The organism is Streptococcus thalassemiae (genome assembly GCF_903645285.1).
GTDB classification, from domain to species: Bacteria; Bacillota; Bacilli; order Lactobacillales; family Streptococcaceae; genus Streptococcus; species Streptococcus thalassemiae.
On record NZ_CAHJXN010000003.1, the window covers coordinates 344,882 to 366,076 of the forward strand.

A 21,195-nucleotide genomic window follows, 5' to 3' on the forward strand; every position below is an offset into this window, starting at 1 on the left:
CCTACCTCCTGTCCTTACTATGCAGCACGACCACATAGCCATCTGGGCAAGTCACCGACACTTCCCTATCTATATATTCGTTAGAAGCGTACACTTTTTTAAAGAAAAAATTTTCCTCTGTCAACTCATACTTGGCACCAAGAATGGTCAGCTGGCTATCCCGAACCGGCATAAAGGCTAGATAGTCATAGTCCGAGCGGGGTTCTAGCTGACTGGTCCCTTCTGGACAATAGGCAATCAAGTTTTGCCCATCTTCAATCGCTATCTGGCGCATATAGGGTGTCAACTTAGGATTGCTAGGCAGAAAGACATTGGCCAGCATATGATCAATACGTCCACCCAAGGCACCGAAAATAGTGACCTCAGCCTGAGGATTTTTCTCAAAGATGGTTAAGAGAGCCAATTCCAAATCGGTATCATCTTTTTCTGGTCGCGCTTGGACAAAATGCTGGGCATGTTTTTGAATCACCTGTCGCTCTTCTGCAGTGACAGAATCAAAATCTCCAACTGCTAGAGCAAGAGGCAAGGCTTCTTCCAAAACCCAGAGCGAGCCTCGATCCACACCGACAAAGCTATCAAAGTCCGTCCGATAATGACCGCGGTCTCCGCCTGCAAAAACGGCAACTCTAGTCCAGTTGTTTTCTGAGAGTTTGTACTCGCTCATTGACATCTCCCTTAAAGACATAGGAACCTGCTACAAAAACAGTCGCACCAGCTTCTTTAGCTTGAGCAATAGTTTGGTCATCAATCCCGCCATCAACTTCTATTTCAAAGTTCAAGCCTTTTTCATCACGAAGGGCAACCAACTCACGAACCTTATCCATGGTTTCAGGTAGAAAGGCTTGCCCACCGAAGCCAGGGTTAACTGTCATGACTAAGACTTGGTCAACTAGGTGAAGCACGTGCTTAATCGCTTCAACTGGTGTACCAGGATTGATAACGACTGAAGGCTTGACACCGAGTGAACGAATCTTTTGGAGGGCACCATGAATATGAGGCGTTGCTTCCACATGGATACTGATGATATCCGCACCTGCACGCGCAAAATCCTCTAAATGATGCTCAGGATTGGACACCATCAAGTGGCAATCGAAAACCATCTTGCTATGAGGGCGAAGAGCTTCGACCACACCTGCACCAAAACTGATTTGTGGCACAAAGTGCCCATCCATGATATCGATATGGGCATATTCTGCACCAGTTGCTTCTAGACGTTTGATTTCACGTTCAAAGTTGGCATAATCTGCTGCCAGAATTGACGGAGCAATCTTGTATTGAGACATAGGTTTCTCCTTATTTTGGAATTTTTTTGCTGACTTTTTTGTAGGTTTCTCTGCGATTTTCAATCTCACTGAGGAATTGCAGGTAGTTGTCAAAACGGAAGCTGGCAATAACACCTTCTTCAACTGCTAGCTTGACAGCACAGGACGGCTCATGGGTATGGGTACAAGTACGGAATTTGCAGTCTCGACTGACAGTAGCAATCTCTGGAAAGGCCTGATTGAGGTCTTCCGCCGTTGATACTTCGTAGTCCAAGGATGAAAATCCTGGTGTATCTGCGATTTTGCCCCCATTGAGGTTGTAAAAACTAACAGCTCGAGTGGTATGACGACCGCGACCCAAACTGTCTGAGATCTCTCCTGTTTCAAGATTGAGGTCTGGTGCGATTTTATTGAGAAGGGTTGACTTACCAACACCTGTCTGCCCCATAAAGACTGTAATCTTACCTGTTAACAAAGGCAGGAGTTCCTCTTTACTGGTCACAAAATCATAGCCGATGTCACCATAAGTCTGTTTATAAAAATCCAGTTCCCCTCTATCTTCCAGTAGGTCCATTTTGGAAATATAGACGATGGGATGGATGCCCTTGTGCTCCAAAAGAACCAAGAAGCGATCCAGTAAATTGCTGTTGAAGTCCGGTTCCTTGACAGACATGATCACCACAGCTTGGTCAATATTGACAATAGGCGGACGGACCAGACTGTTTTTCCGTTCATGAATCTTGAGGATATAGCCTTCTGAATTTTCCTCGGCAGAAAAGTCGACCAAATCCCCAACGTAAGGGGTATGACCTTTTTTACGGAAATTTCCACGCGCTCGTGTTTGATAGACCTGGCCATCACTCTCTACATAATAGAACCCAGCCAAGGCTTTAATGATTTGTCCCTGCATCTTAGAGCCCTTGCCCTTTAAGCGCATCTGCTAGGCTGGCAAACTCTTCCAAGCTGAGAGCTTCCCCACGCACACTTGGTGACAAGCCTGCTTGGTCCAAAGCCTTGGTCAGCTTGTCCTTGACCTCTTCAGTCTTGCCAAAGTAACCTGTCAAGTTATTCCACAAGGTCTTGCGGCGATGAGTGAAACTAGCCTTGGAAATCTTAAAGAAGAAGTTCTCGTCTTCCACTGCTACGGCTGGTTCTGGACGACGCACCATTTTCAAGATGGCCGAATCCACATTTGGCGCTGGCACAAATACCGTACGAGGCACGATAAAGGCAACCTTGGCTGTCATGTAATACTGCACGGCGATAGACAAGCTACCATAAGCCTTGGTATTCGGCTGGGCTGAAATGCGGTCCGCCACTTCTTTCTGCATCATAACCACAAACTCACTAAAAGGAATGCCACTTTCGATCAAGTGCATGAGAATAGGTGTCGTGATGTAATAAGGCAAGTTGGCTACTACCTTGATTGGCAGGTCAGGATTTTTAAAATTCTGGATATGCTGCGCCAAATTGACCTTGAGAATGTCCTCGTTGACTACGGTCACATTGTCAAAATCACGTAGGGTATCTTCCAAAATCGGTACCAAACGGTGGTCGATTTCAAAAGCCATGACCTCTGCTGCACGCTCAGCCAGAAACTCCGTCAAGGCACCAATCCCTGGCCCAATTTCGATAACATTAACCTGGTCATCAATTTCAGCCGTATCCACAATTTTTTGAAGGATATTGGTATCGGTCAAGAAATTTTGCCCAAAGGACTTTTTAAAGGTGAAACCGTGACGCTCCAGCACTGCCTTGGTCACGCTATAATCTGCAATTCTCATCTATTCTCTTTTCTATTATCTGTTACTACTATTGTAACACATTCCCCTTGTATTTTGGGGTCTGTTTAGCTGTTCTCATAACTTTTCATAGCTTCTTCCACTTCTGCCAAAGTAACCCCAAACAACTCTAAGCGTTTGAGGAGTTGCTTGCCGTTAGAATAGCCGATTCGGAGAACCTCTCCCAGATATTCTCTGCGCTTACGGCTGTCTGCCCCTGCTAGAAAACCAAGGCGAATCAAGTCGCTACGACTAATGTCAAACTGACTCTCATGTTCAAATTGTTCTGTCACCTGAGCTAGAGCCATTTTCAGGTCTTCATAGCTGGCATGTTCGATTCCCAGAGAACGTCCCTTGGTCTTGGACTTGGGAACAGCTTCATCTCGTTTGAGGAAGGCATGCTGCACTGTTGGAATAGCCGTCATAATCATGCGACGAATCCGCTCCCCATTAAAATCTGGGTCTGTAAAGACAATGACTCCATGACGTTGGTGCAGGCGCTGAATCCGCTCTAGATCCTGGTCATTGATGGCAGAACCTCGTGTCTCATAGGTCTCTACATCGAAGTAACGTTTGAGATTGGCCGTATCATCGCGACCTTCAACCACGATGACTTGAGAAATTTTTTCTTTCATTACTTGCTGTCCAATCCAAAAATTCGTTCTGCATTTGCAGTCGTTGCTGCCGCTAGCTCTTCTGTCGTCATACCACGCAAGTCAGCGATAAAGTCCACCACATAGCGAGTATAGGCTGTTTTGTTTTCGCGACCCCGTTTAGGAACTGGAGCTAAGTAAGGCGCATCCGTCTCCACCAACATCTTGTCCACAGGTAACTTTTTAGCTGCTTCTTGGATATCGGTTGCCTTCTTAAAAGTCACCACTCCTGAGAAGGAAATAGTCATGCCAAGCGCGACAAACTTCTCTGCCCATTCAAGAGTTCCTGAGAAAGAATGCATGATCCCACCTCGAGGGCCAACGCCCTCACTTTTGATAATCTCATAGGTATCTTCCAGCGCATCACGGGTATGAACAACAAAAGGCAAATCCAAGTCCTTAGATAACTGAATCTGACGGCGAAAAACCTGCTCCTGCACCTCTTTGGGCGCTGTCATCCAATGGTAGTCCAAACCAATTTCACCTAAAGCCACAACCTTTGGATGCTTGAGCTTGTCAAGCAAGTAGGTTTCAATCTCCTCTGTGTAAGTCCCTGCTTCTGTCGGATGCCAACCGATAGTCGCATAGAGCTGGTCATACTCATCTACCAGCTCCAAAGCACGCTCAATCGTCGGTTTATCAAAACCAACAATATTCATCTGTGTCACACCCATCTCAGCAGCCAAGGCAATTTCTTCTGCCTCACGACCTGCAAATTCTTCTACATTCAAGTGTGTATGTGTATCAAAAATCATCTCTTCTAACCTCGTTTTCTATCTACTATTATACCAAAAAAGAGGAGGGGCACCCAATTTTTCGGTTTCCCCTCCTCTCTTCAATAGAGCTATTCTGCTATCTTTTCTATCCGATATTGCCCATCTTCTATTCCACAGTTAGAGACAGAAGAGACTGGTTACATTGATAGAATATCCCTATTCAGCTAATACTCTTCGAAAATCAAATTCAAACCGTGTCAACGTCGCCTTGCCGTACTCAAGTACAGCCTACGGCTAGTTTCCTAGTTTGCTCTTTGATTTTCATTGAGTATAAAGTATGTGATTATCTTGGGTTCTCTCTTCTCTCACCCATCACTAGATTGATGACTTCTCAAAATCCCCCTTATAATCTCACTTTAAGTAGAGAATAGAATTTTCTAGCTGTCCTATTTTCTACGTCTAGCCTTTCTTCCTAGCAAAGCAAAACCACTGGTTGCCGCCACTAGACCAAGACTAGCAAGTGCTGCACTTGATGCTGAACCTGTGTTAGGTAATTGTTTGCCAGCAGGTGACTGGTAGGTAACATCTTGCATTGTTCCTGCAGTTGCCTGAGGAGCAGCATTAGGAGCCACTGGTCTCTTAGGAACTGTAACCATGGCAATGGCTTGCACTCCAATCGTTTCTGCTTCCTTCACATCTTCCACAGTTTTCGCATTTTCAATCTCTTTGAGAGCTGCTTGTTTTTCTGCTTCCACTCTTGCTAAAAGTTCTGCTTTTTCTTTATCAGAAAGCGGTGCGCCTTTGATTTCATCCTGCTTGTCCTTGGCAGCTTTCTCAATGGCATTTTTAGCTGATTCTTTTTCAGTAGCCAATTGCTTAGAAGCTTGTGATTGAGCTGAGTTTTGTGAACCTGTGTGAGCTTGTCCGCCTGCCTGGCTACCACCGCCTGCATTCGCATTAGCATCTGAGCTTCCAGTATTGCCTCCATGATCTCCACCTGGTGTAGTTTCTGGCTTATACTCTGGTGTAGCTTCTTGAGTTACAGATTCACCTTTCGCAGATTGTTGAACTGTATCTTTCCCTAGAATCGTCACTACTGAACCATCTGGGAATGTGATTGTTGCTGTACCATCTCCAGCTACAGTGATTGTCGCTCCGTCTAATGCTGAACCATTTGCTTGTAAAATAGCAATCTTAACTTTTTCTTTTTCTTCATCTGTTAAATGAGTTATATCTTTTACATCTACTCTTTGAGCAGGCGTTTTAACAGTTGATTTTTCAGCAGTTGGTTTAGTGCTATCTTGTGCTTTTGGATCTTGTGCTACCAATTGATTTCCTGGAATTGTAATAGCTGAACCATCTTTAAAGACGATTGTCGCTGTGCCATCTCCAGCTACTTCAACTTTAACATCGCTTCCGAATCCATTTGCATCTACTACAGCTTTTTTAACAGCTTCTTTTTCTGCATCTGTTAATCTTGTAGCTTCTGCTACTTTTGTAGGGTTAGCTGGGATGATTACTTTTGTCTTCTCTGCGATTGTTGGTTGCTCTTGTGTTGCAGTTTCCTCTTTTTGAACTACTAGACTGGTTCCTGGGATTGTGTTTACTGAACCGTCTGAATATGTTAATGTCGCTGTTCCGTCTTTAGATACCTTAACATCTGTAGCAGTCGGATTTGCTTGTTTCACTTTCGTAGCTACTGCAGCTTGTTCCTCAGGTGTTAAGCTGTGAGCATTTCCAACTTCTGTAGTTGCTGGCACCACAGCTGGATTTTGCGCGGCTTGTGTTGAAGCTTCATTGTCAGTATCTTTGGCTACTACTAGACTGGTTCCTGGGATTGTGTTTACTGAACCATCTCCATATGTTAGCGTTGCTGTTCCATCTTTAGATACCTTAACATCTGTCGCCGCTGGATTTGCTTCTTTGACCTTAGCTGCTACAGTATCTTGCTCCGTCTGTGTCAAGTTGTGAGTATTTTCAACAGGTACAAAGTTTCCTGGAACTTGCGCTGGGTTCTTCTCTGCATCTGTCTGAACTTTTGGAGTTTCTTGTTTACTTCCTTTTTCAACAAGTTTATCCCCTGTTATTGTATCTACAGATTTATCTGGATAGGTGATGACTACTGTTCCATCAGGTCTTACTTCTACTGTAGTTCCTGCTGGGAAGTTGTTCGCATCTTCTACCGCTTTTTTAACCGCAGCCTGTTCTTCTGGTGTTAACTTCGTAGTATTTCCTACTTGTGTTTTTCCTGGGATAACTGGCTCGGTTCTTGACGCGATTGTTCCTGTCTCTTTGTTAGCTGGCGCTACTAATTTATCTTTAGAAATCGTATCGCTTGAACCATCTTTATATGTGATAAGAGCTGTTCCATCTGGTTGAACTTCTACTGTTGTTCCATCTGGGAATGTGTTAGCCCCTTCGATGTTTTGACGAACTTGTTCTCTTTCTTCATCTGAAAGTTTTGCTGGATTTTCCACTTCCACTTTGTTTTCAGGAACTTTCGGTTCGAATTTAGATGCGATAGAGCCCTCTGGTTGAACTTCATTTATCTTATGAATACCAGCTTCTTTCGCCGCATTGATTTCATCTTTAGATTGACCTTTGTTGATGTCTTCAATCGCTTTATCTTTGGCCTTATTGATTTCTTCGATAGCTTTTTGTTTCGCTTCGTCTGATAAATCTTTATTGTTCTTGATTTCGTCAATGCGTTTTTGAGCTTCTTCTAGTATCTCAGCTTTTGCTTTCGCTTTTTCTTCATCAAGATTTGTCACATCTGGTTTCTTAACTTCTGCATCAGCTTTTGGATCATATTTTTCAATATTTTCTTTAGCTTGGTCTGCAATTTGCTTAGCTGTTCCTGCTGATGATGCTTCGTCAATAGCTTTATTAGCATCTTCTTTGGCTTTATTGATTTCTTTTTCAGCTTTTTGTTTTTGATCTTCTGTTAAGTCTTTATTGTTCTTGATTTCTTCAAGTTTTTTCTTAGCAGCTTCTTCTACTTGTTTTTTAGAGTCTTCTTTTGCTTTAGCAAGATCGTTGTCTTTATCAGCCGTGTCTAATGAATCTACTACTTCTACTGGTACTTTTACAGTTACTTTAGTTCCGTCAGCTAGCGTTACTTCTACTTCTGCTTCTTTAGTTCCTGTTTCTGTTGTAGTTGGTTTAGAAGTGATTTTCGCTGTTAGTCCATCAGCTAGTGCTAATTGTTTTAGGATTTCTTCGTCTGTTAAGTCTTTGCCTTTTTCAACAGTTGCTTTTCCGGATACTAAAGCAGTTTGTAAGTCTAACTCTGGCTTGAAGATACTTGTAGATTGCCCTTTGGCAGTTTGTACTACTACATCTTCTTTTGGTAGATTTCCGTTTGGAGTCTCAACATTTCCTTGATCATCAACCTTGACATCGTCCTTGTTTAAGCCTGGATTTGCTTCAACAATAGCTTTCTTAACATCTTCTTTTTCTTTGTCTGTTAAGTTATTCGAATCTTTAACTCCTACAGGTGTGACAGGTTTCTTCAAAGCTGGTGTTACTACATCTTTTGCTGGTAAATTACCTTGTGGTGTTTCAACATTGCCTTGACCATCAACCTTAACATCATCCTTGTTTAAGCCTGGATTTGCAGCTACGATAGCATCCTTAACAGCGTCTTTTTCTGCTTCTGTTAAGTTTTTAGGATCTTTAACTTCTACAGGTGTGACAGGTTTCTTCAAGGCTGGAGTTACAACTTCTCCTGCTAGTAAATTACCTCTTGGCGTTTCAACATTGCCTTGACCATCAACCTTGACATCGTCCTTGTTTAAGCCTGGATTTGCAGCTACAACAGCATCCTTAACAGCGTCTTTTTCTGCATCTGATAAGTTATTGACATCTTTAACAGGGACAAGTTTTGTCGGTTTCTTCAAGGCTGGTGTCACTACATCTTCTGCTGGTAAGTTGCCTTTTGGTGTTTCAACATTGCCTTGATCATCAACGTTAATTTTATCTTTTTTATCCGCTAAATCAGGGTTATTTTTAATAATTTCTTCTACAACTTTAGCTTTTTCTGGGTCTGTCAGTTTAGATGGATTAACAACTTCAACTGGTGTTGTTGGTTTCTTCAAGCTAGAAGTTACAACATCTTTTGCTGGTAAGTTACCTTGTGGTGTTGTGACATTTCCTTGATCGTCAACTTTGACTTTATCTTCAGTTAAACCTGGATTTGCCTCTACAACAGCTTTCTTAACGGCTTCTTTTTCTTTAACTGTTAAGCTATTTGGATTTTCTACTTCAACAAGTTTATTTGGTTTATTTAAAACTGTCGTTACAACATCTTCTTTTGGTAGATTTCCTTTTGGAGTTGTTACACTGCCATCAGGATTTACTGTAACATCACCTTTGTTTAAGCCTGGATTTGCAGCTGCGACAGCATCCTTAATGTCTTCTTTTTCTTTATCTGTTAAAGCATTAGGATTTCCAACTACAACTGGTGTTGTTGGTTTCTTCAAGGCTGGAGTTACTACATCTTTTGCAAGTAATTTATCGCCATTCTTAGTTGTTACATTACCTTTGTCATCGACTGTAATATCGTCTTTGTTTAGACCAGGATTTGCGTTGGCTACAGCTTCTTTCACTTTTTCCTTTTCATCATTTGTTAAATGATTTGGATCAGCTACTACGACTGGTGTCGCTGGTTTGTTTAATGCTTGAACAACAACTTTTTCTGCTTCCAAGTAACCTTTAGGAGAAGCTACATCTCCCTTATCACTCACATAGACTTCAGATTCTTCTAGTTGAGGGTTAGTCGCCACAATCGCTTTTTTAACAGCTTCTTTCTCTTCATCTGTTAAATGATTGACATCTGTAACTTTAACCTTTTCTTTTGGTGGAGTTAACTTTCTCTTAGCTGTTTCTGTAATATCTTGTGGAGTATGAACAGCAGCAATTTCTTGTCTACCTTTTTCTGTTGCTGACGCTATAGCTTCTGGTGAAGTTGCATTGTCGATGTTTTCTTCGTGTTTTGCTTTCAGTTCATCAACTTGTTTCTTCAATGCTTCTTTTTCTTTTTTAGATAATGCATTGTCTTCATCGATTTCAGCTTTTTCAGCATCTGCAGCTTTTGTTAGATCAGCTTTTGCTTTGTCTGTATCAGTCGCTTTTCTTACAGGTACTTCGATTTCATCTTTTGATCCATCTGGATATGTAACTTCTACTACAACTACTTTCTTACCTGTATTCGCTCCTGTTCCTTCCACAATTTCTCCGTCATTTTTAACTTGTTTATCTTTTGGTTGTGGTTGTCCTTCTGGTACTACTACAGCGTCTGTAATTGCTTTTTTATCTGCTTCTGCTACTTTTTTATCTGTAGCCGGATCGACACTTACTGGTACTTCTCCTGCTGTGATTTCATCTTTCACTTTTGGAGTCGCTTTTGCAGCGTCAGTTCCTTCTACTGGCACTTCTACTACATCTTTGCTTCCGTCTCCGTAGGTTACCTCTACTTTAACTACTGGTTTGCCTGCGTTATTTGCTCCACCGTTTGCACTTTGGTCTGTACCTTCTACTACTTTTCCTTCGTCAAGTAATTTTTTATCTGTTACTTGTGTGCCAGCTGGTACTTTGACAGCGTCTTTGATTGCTTGTTCATCTTCTGCTTTTGTGACTTTTGAATCTTTAACAGGTGTTTCGCTTAGTTTCGCTGTGTCTGCTGTTGGTGTTGTTGTCGCTGCAGTGTTCCCTTCTACTGGCACTTCTACTACATCTTTGCTTCCGTCTCCGTAGGTTACCTCTACTTTAACTACTGGTTTGCCTGCGTTATTTGCTCCACCGTTTGCACTTTGGTCTGTACCTTCTACTACTTTTCCTTCGTCAAGTAATTTTTTATCTGTTACTTGTGTGCCAGCTGGTACTTTGACAGCGTCTTTGATTGCTTGTTCATCTTCTGCTTTTGTGACTTTTGAATCTTTAACAGGTGTTTCGCTTAGTTTCGCTGTGTCTGCTGTTGGTGTTGTTGTCGCTGCAGTGTTCCCTTCTACTGGCACTTCTACTACATCTTTGCTTCCGTCTCCGTAGGTTACCTCTACTTTAACTACTGGTTTGCCTGCGTTATTTGCTCCACCGTTTGCACTTTGGTCTGTACCTTCTACTACTTTTCCTTCGTCAAGTAATTTTTTATCTGTTACTTGTGTGCCAGCTGGTACTTTGACAGCGTCTTTGATTGCTTGTTCATCTTCTGCTTTTGTGACTTTTGAATCTTTAACAGGTGTTTCGCTTAGTTTCGCTGTGTCTGCTGTTGGTGTTGTTGTCGCTGCAGTGTTCCCTTCTACTGGCACTTCTACTACATCTTTGCTTCCGTCTCCGTAGGTTACCTCTACTTTAACTACTGGTTTGCCTGCGTTATTTGCTCCACCGTTTGCACTTTGGTCTGTACCTTCTACTACTTTTCCTTCGTCAAGTAATTTCTTATCTGTTACTTGTGTGCCAGCTGGTACTTTGACAGCGTCTTTGATTGCTTGTTCATCTTCTACTTTTGTGACTTTTGAATCTTTAACAGGTGTTTCGCTTAGTTTCGCTGTGTCTGCTGTTGGTGTTGTTGTCGCTGCAGTGTTCCCTTCTACTGGCACTTCTACTACATCTTTGCTTCCGTCTCCGTAGGTTACCTCTACTTTAACTACTGGTTTGCCTGCGTTATTTGCTCCACCGTTTGCACTTTGGTCTGTACCTTCTACTACTTTTCCTTCGTCAAGTAATTTCTTATCTGTTACTTGTGTGCCAGCTGGTACTTTGACAGCGTCTTTAACTTTTTGTACATCTTCGTCTTTTGTTACTTGCGAATCTTTGACAGGTGTTTCACTTAGTTTCGCTGTGTCGGCGGTTGGTGTTGTTGTCGCTGCAGTGCTCCCTTCTACTGGTACGTCAACTGTTCTTGTAATACCATCATGAGTTACTGTTACTGGAACAACTGTCTTGCCACCTTTTTCTGCAATTTCCCCATATTCTACAGTGTAAGTATTATCTAAATCCTTACCGTTTGCTGTTACTTTCGCTTTTACTGCATCTCTATCAGCTTGTTCTGTTAAGTTTTCTCCTACTTTAGGTACAACAGAAATTTTCGCTGCTCCATTTTTCACCCCTAATGTAAAATCTTCTGCTTTACCTGATAAAGCTAACCGTGCTTGTTGTAATTTATCAAGAGCATCATCCACTTCTGGTTGAGTAGCATCTTGCTTATCATACACTTCTTGAGCTTTTTCTAAAGCGGCATCGTAAGCTTTTTTCTTAGCGACATCTGTTTCTTTAGCATAAGCTGGTGATTTTTTAACAGCGTCATCTTTGTTCAAATCGATTTCTGCTTTTAAAGCATCTTTCGATACAGGTACAGCAACCTCTTTTCCTGTTAATTCTTTAATTGCTTTTGCTAGATTGTCAATTAAAGTAGCTACTTCTGATGTACCAGCTGCATTTTCTGGATCAGCTGTATTTTTATCTGCTACTTTTGAAGCTGCATCTTTCGCTTTATCAAAAGCGGTTTTCTTATCTTGAGCTGCTGTATTATATGTTTCCGATTCCTTAACTTTTTTAGCTTCTGCTACTAATTGTTGTAGAGAATCCATCTTAGAATCTAACTCTTGAGCTCTTGTCACAATAGTATCAATTTCATCTTTATTTCCAGCTTCTTTTAACAACTCTGTTAATTCCGTTTTTTGAGCTTCATTTAAATGAAGTAAGTTTCCAATTGTTGCTATTGCTTTGTCTCGAATTCCTTTTATTTCAGCATCTTCTATAATTCTATCTAATTGAGCTTTTGAGTCAGCAGCATCAACATCTTCTTTATACTTCCTTTTATCTTCTTCCGACAATCCAGGAATTTGATCAATTTTCTGTTTATACTCTTCTTTTAACTTATTCGCTTCTTCTTGAGCTTTTTGAGCTTCATTTTGAGATTTTTGTGTCTCAGCTTCTTTTAGAACTTTCTCTACCTCTGCTACAGTAGTTTTTCCATCAATCTGTGTTTTGTATTCATCAGCTGTTGGATTTTTTAGAGAATCTTTAATTTGATCAATTTTTTCTTTTGTAGATGTTTTTGCATTTTCTAAGTTTTTAGCATCTGCTTGTTGACCGATTTTATCAAGTAATTCTTTTGTATAATCAGCCGCTTTATTTCCAGTTCCGTCTCCATCTGCTGGATCTGTAATAGCTTGATTGTCTACTTGTTTTCTTAACGCTTCTTTTTCAGCTTCTGTTAAATACTTAGCTGAGTTAATTTTATCTTTTACTTGACGTTTTTTAGCTTCAATCGCTTTTTCATTTTCTGAATTTTTAGCAATTGCAGCATTAACAACATTATTTATATCGTCTTGAGCTGTTTTTCCAGTTAATTGATTTTTATAGTACTCTTTTTCTTTTGGAGAAAGATAAGTTAAATCTTCAATGGCTTTTTTACCTTTTTCTACAGCCAAGGTAATATCCGTATCATTTAACACAGCCTTTTGTTTGAATAAATCTTCTTTAGGAATAGCTATATTAGTAGGAGTCTTATCTTTATTAAGAATAGAAAGATGAACAAAATTCGTTTCAGGTAACTCATCTTCCTTAAATACACCAATTGGACGAGAATAAGGACTTAAAATCTTATCAATAAAGTTTGAAGAAACACCAGCTCCAACACTCGTAATGACACCCTGTTCATCTGTTTTTATATCATTTATTTCTTTAAACCTTGCTATCCCTTTCTCTACTTCTGACTGCCCTATCTTGTCAAAATTATCAACTGGTAAAGGGTTCTTATGATAACTATAGCCACTCTTTTCTGCTGGTTTAGTCTCCGCAGCATTTGGATCTTCATAAACAAGAGAAGTTCCTGGAATTACATCTGTAGAATCATCTTTATATGTAATTGTTGCAGTTCCATCATTTCCAATTTTGATACCCTCTTTGCCATCCTTCAAATTATCTACAAATTTATTTTGATCTTCTGGAAGAGAACTACTAGTATTATCTTGGTTCACTTCCCAAATTTTCTCTTTTAATTTATCTTTTTCTTTTTGTGTTAAACTCGTAGTATTTCCTACACCAAGTCTATCTGGAAGCTTAGGTTCAAAAAATTCCTTATCCTTGTAAAGTGGTGGAACCTCTACTGTAGAAACCTTGAAATGACTTAGAAATGATAATCCACGTCCAACTTTAACACCCGCACCAAAATCTAATGTATATTTCCCATTTTTTAGAGTTGGGTCAATAACTTTGTATGTCGCTTCAACTGTGACGCTTTCGTGAGCTGCTCTTTCCCAATCAGAATACATACTTCTCGTATTATTTCTGAAAGAGTCATAAATACCTTGGGCACTTGGACTTCCATCTATAGAATCCCCAACTCTCCACCAAAACATACCATTAAGGTCTCCACGATAAGTCCAACCACGTTCACCAGTTGCATCGTTGTAACGGTTAGAACTCTTTGGATTCCCAGCATCAAGCTTATCCGACATATCCTTGTTTTGATAACGTGAACCTACAGAGTTAGATCCTGAGACCCAAGGTTTATCACCTGTCCAACTCGTCATTTCCCTACCAGTCTCATTGCTTCCATTATACAAAATGATCTTCGTAGGTTCCGTCACCCCTACTGGCGTTGTAAACCAAAAATCTGGACGACCACTATATTTCGCTACTCGAGTCCCATTGAAACCACCGTTATATTTATAAGTAACAGTTACATAGGGATTTGTTTTGCTATATTTTGACCAATCAACTTTTATATCTATTTCTTGATCTACGTTTACTCTATCATGAACTGAACTATCTGGCGCAGAAAATGGTGTGTCTCCTTTATTAGAGTACAAAGTAGTAACATTTCCACCCTGTTGATCTCTAAATGTCACCAGTGCCGCATCTACGACATCTGGGGTCGTAGCCGCCCCAACTAAAGATGCCCCTATCAAACACGACGCTGCTCCAAAGCTAAACTTTCTAATCGAAAATTTTTCCACACGCTGCCACATTTGCTTGGAGCGTTTCTGCGTTCTCTTATACTTCATTCTTTGATCTCCATTTTTTATTTTTATTGCTTCTTATTCAAAAAGCCAATACACTATAATACAACTTTATTATAATATATCTACTTTAGGCAATAAGAATATACGTACATTATAGCATAAAATCCCCCCCCCCGTCCACTTTTAGCCTAATTTTTACTTTAATTAAAATATATAGAAATTTACCCTATTTGCTATCGTTTTGTCACTAATTCCTTATACAGATTTATAAATTTTAATCGATTCCCATTCAAAAACATAAAACAAGTCATTCTAGCTATCTGAATCCCTATCCACCTCCACTTACTTCATCACGAAACAAAAAATAAAGAAAAGACCCTACCAGAATCAAAAGCGTCTGGTAAGGTCTTTTTCTGAATCCTGTCACTAGGCTTAACTAAAAAGCATGACTAGGAATATTATTGAATGTGGCTAGCCAAATCTTCCTGAGCTTTTTTATTTGACTCAGCTTTTTCTTTTAGCCATTTATCATAGAGTTCCTGGTACTGTTTCGCAGTGACCGGCTCTTTTTGCAGTTCAACATATTTGTAGTTATCAGCATCTCCCTTATGACCAACGAAAGAGAAAGCTCCTGTAAACGGTACAGTCTTACGGAAGATTGGGTTGGCTCCACCACTTTGAACTGGTAGGAAGAGGGCGCTGTCAGTCAACCAAGCTTGTACTTCAGCAAATTTTTCATAACGAGCCTGAGTATTTTCAACTTCGCTATCTGCTTCATCTAGTAACTTCTTATAAGCAGAAAGTCCAATTTTTTCTTTTACTTCATTATCTTTTCCAGCAGTCAAACCAATATTGTTAAGCTGAGAACCTGACTCTGGATCCAAGAGATCAAGATAAGTTTTCGGATCTGAGTAATCTCCGCTCCAACCTGAAATATCAATGTCATAGTCCTTTTGTTCAGCTGTATCTGCAAAGAATGTAGCTTGATCCTTCTCGTCTGGAGAAAGTTGAGTCACATCAATCACAACGTTGTCTGCCCCAAGGGTTTCTTCCACTGTCTGCTTAAAGGAACTTGCTTGTTGCACATCTAACTTGGCCGTCTGGTCAACTGGCATATCCAAATGAATTGGAAAGGTCACGCCTTCTGCTTGCAAGGTTTCTTTAGCTTTAGCAAATGCTGCCTTGGCTTTTTCAGCATTCAAAAAGGCAGGTTGCGCATCATTCAAATTGATATTCGACCACTCTGTACCATAGTTAATAATCTTTTCATTGACAACATCTCCAAAGTTTTTACCACCGATTTGGACAAAGTCACTTGGGATAAGCGTGTTACGCAAGATACGGTCTGCTCCATCTTCACCATTTGTCTGCGCTGCATAAGCATGACGGTCAAAGGCAAAGTTGACAGCCTGACGGAAATCCTTATTTTGCATGGCTGCAAGTGAATCTGTCTTTTCCTTATCAGACTGTTTCATGGTCTGCTTGTAGCTTTGACGATTCACGTTGAAAAGATAATAGAAAGTAACTGAGTTTTGCGGTGTATAGGTAATCTTGTCCTCATTCCCTTTTTTCAACTGATTAAACACTGAACTTGTCGGGAAGATACGACCGTCCGAGTAGTTCCCTTCCAAAAATCCTCTCGCCAAACTATCTTGGTCAGAACCGTCAAAGAAAGAGAGCTTCACTTTCTCAATTTTCACATTATCCTTGTCCCAATAATTAGGGTTTTTATCAAATTCAATCAAAGATTTTGATGAGAAAGATTTAAACAAGTAAGGACCATTTGACAAGATACTGGATGGTGTTACACTACCAAAGTCATCTCCTTTAGATTTCAAAAAAGCCTCATTTACCGGACTCAAAATGCCCCCAGTAGTCTTAGAATTCCAGTAAGATTCCGGCTTATTCAAAGTATATTGAAGAGTATAGTCATCCACTGCCTTAACTCCAACAGTCTCAAAGTCAGATGTTTCCCCCTCAACGTAGTCTGCGAGGCCCTTGATAGAGTCTTGGACCAAGTACAAGTTTTCAGCCTTTTTATCAGCTGCATACTTGAGACCTGTCACAAAGTCATGAGCCGTTACATCCGCATACTCTTCGCCCTCTGAAGTGTACCATTTCGCCCCCTGACGGATTTTATAAGTGTAGGTCAAACCATCTTTTGACACCGTCCATGACTCAGCCATAGATGGAATGAGATTACCATACTTATCATTTTCTAACAAGCCATCAATCAAGTTGGTCGTAATACTTGAAGTAGAGCCACGCGTTGACGTAATGTAGTCCAAGGTATCAGGATTACTAGTAAATACATAAGAGTAGGTTTTCTCAGCGTTGCTTGATTGGGAAGACCCACATGCCGCTAGAGCTAGACCTGCTGTCAGAGCCATAGCTCCAAACAGCATAACTTTTGATTTCTTCATGATTATTCTCCATTTTTTACAGTATGTGAAATATTATACACCATTTGAGGGAAAATATAAAGTCTTTTGAACTTTTTTACAAAAATAAAAATCAGTAGACTCGAGTTCCTACTGATTTTTGTTATGGTTCGTTTGGATTATGCAGCCAAAACTTTGCGTCCTTTACGACGACGAGCTGCCAATACGCGACGACCGTTTTTAGTTGACATACGGTTACGGAATCCGTGTTTGCGCGCACGACGAAGTTTACTTGGTTGATAAGTACGTTTCACGATGAATACCTCCTCATAGATTTTGTATTCGTTTAGCCGGCTATAAAGTGATCAGTTACTAAACATACTTTACTATTCTATCTGATTCTTTCACTTTTGTCAATAGCTCAAGGCAAATGTTTACTGCTTTTTCGAATGTAAGCCCTATCTACGATACTGTTTCAAGAAACGAGTCATTTTTTCTTGGATTTGGGCAAGTTCATCGACACGAGGAAGATAAACGATACGGAAGTGGTCTGGTTCCTTCCAGTTAAAGCCTCGACCATGAACCAAGAGAACCTTTTCCTGCTTCAAGAAATCAAGGACAAACTGCTCATCATCATCGATACGGTACATATTGCGGTCGATTTTAGGAAAGATATAGAGCCCAGACTTTGGTTTTACGGCAGAGAGACCTGGAATCTCTTGAATGGCATTATAAATGAAATTTCTTTGCTCGTAAATTCGTCCACCAGGAAGGAGCAATTCATCGACTGACTGGTGACCACCCAAGGAAGTTTGTACGACTTGCTGAGCCAAAACGTTAGAGCAAAGGCGCATATTGGACAGCATATTGAGCCCTTCGATATAGCCCTTGACATGAGTCTTAGGACCAGACAAGACCATCCAACCCACACGGAAACCAGCGATACGGTGAGATTTTGACAGACCATTCATGCTGACACAGAAGACATCTGGTGCCAAGCTCGCCACAGGCGTATGCACATGTCCATCCATTACCATGCGGTCGTAAATTTCATCCGCAAAGATAATCAAATCGTTTTGACGGGCAATCTCAATAATCTCCAACAAGAGTTCCTTAGGATAAAGGGCTCCAGTTGGGTTGTTTGGATTGATAAGGACGATTGCCTTGGTATTGGAAGTGATTTTTGACTTGATATCGTCAATATCTGGGTACCATTCTGCAGCTTCATCACAGATATAGTGAACGGCATTTCCCCCAGCTAGGCTGACAGCCGCTGTCCAGAGAGGATAGTCTGGCATAGGCACCAAGACCTCATCTCCATTGTCCAAAAGCCCCTGCATGGACATGACAATCAGCTCACTGACACCATTTCCAAGGTAAATATCATCAATATCTACATTTGGGAATTTCTTCAATTGGCAATACTGCATGATAGCCTTACGGGCTGAGAAAATCCCTTTGGAGTCAGAATACCCTTCACTATCACGCGCATTCATAATCAAGTCATGAATGACTTCGTCTGGCGCTGTAAAACCAAATTCTGCTGGATTTCCTGTATTCAGACGTAAAATCTTTTCTCCGTTTGCTCGCATCCGCATGGCTTCTTCCAAAACAGGACCACGGATATCATAAGCAACATGCTCTAACTTACTAGACTTGTTATATTCTTTCATCTTGTTTCCTCAATTCATCGAGATAGTAACATTATACCACTAGAAAGAGAATGCGACAAGTTTACTGAAATGTGTTACTAGGTGCGGATAGAAGAAAAACCTCACTAAAAGCGAGGTCAAGACAGGGGAGATAGCAGGTATTTTGCGAAAGTCACATCACATACCAAAAGATAAACCTAGAAAAAGCAAACCTAAAAAGGAGTCATAAAGAAGATTGAACATGAGGAAGAGCCCCCATATCATCAAGTAACCCCAACGCCCACTTCGTTTTGCAACTAGGAATAAGATTAGATGGTAGAGTACATGAAAGACTAAAAATCCAATAAAACCTGGATAAAGAAACGGTACCAGACTCTCTAATTGCCAGATCATGATCACTTCTACCAAGACTGAAACTAGGATAATTCCATAATAAAGGAAATTTGATGTTTGAAAAGAGTTTTTCATCATTCTCCCTCCCTTCACTTCTTTCCTGCTATCCTTTCTTTTATTTTATCATATATTTATATAGATTTTAAGCGCTAACATTCTTTTGAAAAATACTTTTTTTGCTTTACTTCTATATTGAAAAGGTTTACAATGATAGTAAGAAAATTTCAGGAGGTTTCATTATGGCACAACGTTACCAAAATATCATGGTCGCAATCGATGGTTCTAAGGAAGCGGACTTGGCTTTTATCAAGGGAGTTCATTCTGCTCTACGAAACGACGCTAAACTCACCATCGCCCATGTCATTGACACACGCGCTCTTCAAAGCGTATCCACCTTTGATGCTGAAGTTTACGAACAACTCCAAGTCGACGCTGAAAGTCTGATGAAAGAGTACGAAAAACGTGCTAAAGATGCTGGTGTGGCAGATGTTCATATCGTCATTGAAATGGGAAATCCAAAGACCCTACTAGCACGTACTATTCCAGATACTGAGGAAGTGGATCTCATCCTCGTTGGCGCAACTGGTCTCAACGCCTTTGAACGCCTCTTGGTTGGCTCTTCATCTGAATACATTCTCCGCCATGCTAAGGTCGATTTGCTGGTTGTGAGAGAACAAGAAAAAACCTTATAATCACAAAGAAAAGGAGCTCAGCGCTCCTTTTTGTTTACTATTTATACTCTTCGAAAATCTCTTCAAACCACGTCAACGTCGCCTTGCCGTAGGTATGTTACTGACTTCGTCAGTTCTATCCACAACCTCAAAGCAGTGCTTTGAGCTGACTTCGTCAGTTCTATCTGCAACCTCAAAACAGTGTTTTGAGCTGACTTCGTCAGTTCTATCCACAACCTCAAAGCAGTGCTTTGAGCAGCCTGCGGCTAGTTTCCTAGTTTGCTCTTTGATTTTCATTGAGTATTATTTCTCTCTTTATGGCGTTCGTAAGCCTTGAGCTGGCGCTGTAGTTCCTTTTTAATAGCAGGTTCTGGAGCATATTTTTCTTCCCAATCATCTGGTTTTAAGATTTTATGGGTCACTGGATCAAAATGAGCCTTGCCATCTGGAAAAATTTTCCCCATATTGGCCTGATGAACAATATCAAAAATACGTTCTGGGTCCACCCCCATCAAGACAAAACTACCGTAGGTGAAGTAAAGCGTGTCAATCAAGGCATCCACCTGCCCTATCAAATCTTGCTGAGCAGGCGTCTTCTTAGCTACCTTATCTGCCGCCTTATCAAGAGCTTGATGAAGTTGCGATAGAGCTTGGCCAAAGTCCTCTTCCGAAGGACTTGCAGCTCGAACAAACTCCACCAATTCTTCTATTTTAAAGCCAGCCCTATGGGTTGCACCCTCTAAATCCCAAGCTCGAGGTTCTTCTTGGGTCCGTTCATCCATCATGTGGTGGAAGGTCTTGACCTTATTGAAATGATAGTCACGGCTGACAAAGACTTTTTCTGAAGACAAAACACCAAAATGTTCCAAGGCCTTGTGGATCCCATCTTGCTGATTGCTAGTGGTGATGTGCTTGGCAACTTCCTTAACACTGCTACTACCATTTCCCATAGCGACCGACATACCGACACCCGCCAGCATTTCAAGATCGTTATCCGAGTCACCAAAGGCCATGACTTGGTTGAGGTCAAAGCCATATTCTTTCCCGACTCGACGAATACCTTCCAATTTAGAGTTTCCCTGATTGATGACATCCGCTGCAAAAGGATTGCTACGTGTCAATTTCAAGTCTTCAAAATCAGCTGCCGCCTTCTCAGATTCTTCTGGCGTCATCAGCATCAAAACTTGGTAGATAGGCTGATTCATCAGGTGAAGCAGGTCTTCTTCCTTTTGGGGAACCACCTTGCTGACCATGCGATTAAAAGACTGACTCACTGTCCGAGTTAAAACAGAGGGAACGAAGCGACTGATTCGTTGGGAAAAAGAACCCAGACCAAAGGACATGATTTTGGAACCCAGCATGGCATCCTTGGTCCCTAGGGCAATCTCCTTGCCCTCTTTTTTAGCATACGTAATAAGATGGCGCAAATGTAACTTGGAAATTGGGCTCGTGAACAAGACTCTTTCTTTATTAAAGATATACTGGCCATTATAGGTTACCGCAAAGTCCAAATCCAAATCGTCCATCAATTCCTTAACAAAAAAAGGTCCTCGCCCTGTCGCTACGCCAACTAGTACCCCTTGTTCTTTGACAATCTTAATCGCGTCCTTAGTGGATTTCAAAACACTCTTGCGATCGTTGACCAAGGTTCCGTCGATATCAAAAAAAACCGCTTTGACTTCCATCCTATCCCAATCTCCCCTTTTGTGATACAATGA

At 41.0% G+C, this 21,195-nt stretch carries 13 protein-coding genes and 2 pseudogenes; 1 reads left to right on the top strand and 14 read right to left on the bottom strand.

Annotation, left to right across the window (positions count from 1 at the left end; translation table 11 throughout):
• Window position 1: 1 nt before the first annotated feature.
• From HWX15_RS06835 to HWX15_RS06885, 12 genes and pseudogenes are all read right to left on the bottom strand, one after another.
• Window positions 2–664, bottom strand: coding sequence for a thiamine diphosphokinase (locus tag HWX15_RS06835; protein ID WP_175880638.1), 663 nt, complete (start codon window positions 662–664; stop codon window positions 2–4).
• Window positions 627–1,283 carry a ribulose-phosphate 3-epimerase gene (rpe, locus tag HWX15_RS06840; protein ID WP_115904638.1) on the bottom strand — a complete coding sequence of 219 codons (657 nt, stop codon included), beginning with the start codon at window positions 1,281–1,283 and terminating at the stop codon, window positions 627–629. The genes HWX15_RS06835 and rpe overlap by 38 nt, the downstream gene beginning before the upstream one ends.
• A 10-nt stretch (window positions 1,284–1,293) precedes the next feature.
• Window positions 1,294–2,172 carry a ribosome small subunit-dependent GTPase A gene (rsgA, locus tag HWX15_RS06845; RefSeq protein WP_175880639.1) on the bottom strand — a complete coding sequence of 293 codons (879 nt, stop codon included), beginning with the start codon at window positions 2,170–2,172 and terminating at the stop codon, window positions 1,294–1,296.
• Window position 2,173: 1 nt separating this feature from the next.
• Window positions 2,174–3,046, bottom strand: coding sequence for a 16S rRNA (adenine(1518)-N(6)/adenine(1519)-N(6))-dimethyltransferase RsmA (gene rsmA, locus HWX15_RS06850; protein ID WP_175880640.1), 873 nt, complete (start codon window positions 3,044–3,046; stop codon window positions 2,174–2,176).
• Between the two features lie 65 nt (window positions 3,047–3,111).
• Complete coding sequence (gene rnmV, locus HWX15_RS06855) at window positions 3,112–3,678, bottom strand: ribonuclease M5 (RefSeq protein ID WP_175880641.1); 567 nt, start codon at window positions 3,676–3,678, stop codon at window positions 3,112–3,114.
• Window positions 3,678–4,451 carry a TatD family hydrolase gene (locus HWX15_RS06860; RefSeq protein WP_175880642.1) on the bottom strand — a complete coding sequence of 258 codons (774 nt, stop codon included), beginning with the start codon at window positions 4,449–4,451 and terminating at the stop codon, window positions 3,678–3,680. The genes rnmV and HWX15_RS06860 overlap by 1 nt, the downstream gene beginning before the upstream one ends.
• Window positions 4,452–4,858: 407 nt before the next feature.
• Window positions 4,859–10,069, bottom strand: a pseudogene (locus tag HWX15_RS10315) (cell wall surface anchor protein); the annotation flags it as partial.
• Between the two features lie 1,488 nt (window positions 10,070–11,557).
• Window positions 11,558–14,422 (bottom strand): annotated as a pseudogene (locus tag HWX15_RS10320) (MiiA motif-containing surface protein); the annotation flags it as partial.
• A gap of 416 nt (window positions 14,423–14,838) precedes the next feature.
• Window positions 14,839–16,803 carry a peptide ABC transporter substrate-binding protein gene (locus tag HWX15_RS06870; RefSeq protein WP_175880644.1) on the bottom strand — a complete coding sequence of 655 codons (1,965 nt, stop codon included), beginning with the start codon at window positions 16,801–16,803 and terminating at the stop codon, window positions 14,839–14,841.
• Between the two features lie 137 nt (window positions 16,804–16,940).
• Window positions 16,941–17,075: a 50S ribosomal protein L34 gene (rpmH, locus tag HWX15_RS06875; protein WP_000831905.1), complete on the bottom strand. Its 135-nt coding sequence runs from the start codon at window positions 17,073–17,075 to the stop codon at window positions 16,941–16,943.
• 144 nt (window positions 17,076–17,219) lie between these two features.
• Complete coding sequence (locus HWX15_RS06880; RefSeq protein ID WP_175880645.1) at window positions 17,220–18,434, bottom strand: pyridoxal phosphate-dependent aminotransferase; 1,215 nt, start codon at window positions 18,432–18,434, stop codon at window positions 17,220–17,222.
• 156 nt (window positions 18,435–18,590) lie between these two features.
• On the bottom strand, window positions 18,591–18,884 hold the full coding sequence (locus tag HWX15_RS06885) for a hypothetical protein (RefSeq protein WP_175880646.1): 294 nt from the start codon (window positions 18,882–18,884) through the stop codon (window positions 18,591–18,593).
• 161 nt (window positions 18,885–19,045) lie between these two features.
• Here HWX15_RS06885 and HWX15_RS06890 point away from each other — a divergent pair, with 161 nt between their 5' ends.
• The gene (locus HWX15_RS06890) at window positions 19,046–19,498 is read left to right on the top strand and encodes a universal stress protein (protein ID WP_000079145.1); all 453 of its coding nucleotides are present in this window, start codon (window positions 19,046–19,048) and stop codon (window positions 19,496–19,498) included.
• 72 nt (window positions 19,499–19,570) lie between these two features.
• Here the strand turns inward: HWX15_RS06890 and HWX15_RS09980 are convergent, their stop codons facing one another.
• Together HWX15_RS09980 and HWX15_RS06900 are read right to left on the bottom strand one after the other, a co-directional pair.
• Window positions 19,571–19,774, bottom strand: coding sequence for a hypothetical protein (locus HWX15_RS09980; protein WP_254867354.1), 204 nt, complete (start codon window positions 19,772–19,774; stop codon window positions 19,571–19,573).
• A complete protein-coding gene (locus HWX15_RS06900; protein WP_175880647.1) occupies window positions 19,771–21,162 on the bottom strand; it encodes a Cof-type HAD-IIB family hydrolase in 1,392 nt (463 codons plus the stop codon). The genes HWX15_RS09980 and HWX15_RS06900 overlap by 4 nt, the downstream gene beginning before the upstream one ends.
• Between the last annotated feature and the right edge of the window lie 33 nt (window positions 21,163–21,195).